The following is a 621-nucleotide window of genomic DNA, read 5'->3' as shown; positions in this document are numbered from 1 at the left end:
GGGGCTAAGTCGTAACAAGGTAGCCGTACCGGAAGGTGCGGCTGGATCACCTCCTTTCTGGAGCGGTCCGACTCGTGAGATTATCCCCTTCAAGGACGCACCCTATTTGTCATTTCCTCCTATTCAACGATTTTATCGGAGCTATTTTAGTAATAAAATAGGGACCGGGCTTGTAGCTCAGGTGGTTAGAGCGCTACACTGATAATGTAGAGGTCCCTGGTTCGAGTCCAGGCAGGCCCACTGTCAACAGTTGGGAATGCCAATTGGACACGAGAATGGGGGATTAGCTCAGCTGGCTAGAGCACCTGCCTTGCACGCAGGGGGTCAACGGTTCGAATCCGTTATTCTCCACTGAATACTTGCAGCACCAACTGGGTGCTTCTAAGTGAGAATACTACATTCATCAGCACTATGGCCTTCGTGCTTTGGTGCTACAGTGATCCTAATAGGGGGTCAGATGTTCTTTGACGTAAGAAAACGAGTAAGAAGACAATAACCTGTTGCTAGGCTGCAAGGTCAGGCACAGGGAGCTCTCCGGAACGCAAGTTCGGGAGACAAAAGAAGTAAAGAAGGGCACACGGGGGATGCCTTGGCTCTCAGAGGCGATGAAGGACGTGATAA

General features: G+C 50.7%; 2 tRNA genes and 1 rRNA gene. All 3 read left to right on the top strand.

Going from position 1 to position 621, the window contains the following annotated elements:
• Nucleotides 1-57, top strand: a 16S ribosomal RNA gene (locus E5J99_RS21070); the annotation flags it as partial.
• A 109-nt stretch (nt 58-166) separates the two neighbouring features.
• Nucleotides 167-240 (top strand) — tRNA-Ile (locus tag E5J99_RS21065).
• 37 nt (nt 241-277) lie between these two features.
• Nucleotides 278-351: transfer RNA gene (locus tag E5J99_RS21060), tRNA-Ala, on the top strand.
• The last annotated feature ends 270 nt before the right edge of the window (nt 352-621 follow it).

It is taken from the genome of Hymenobacter elongatus, assembly GCF_004745955.1.
GTDB lineage: Bacteria > Bacteroidota > Bacteroidia > Cytophagales > Hymenobacteraceae > Hymenobacter > Hymenobacter elongatus.
The sequence above is the reverse complement of the archived record's forward strand: the minus strand, read 5'-3'. Positions and strand labels throughout refer to the sequence as shown.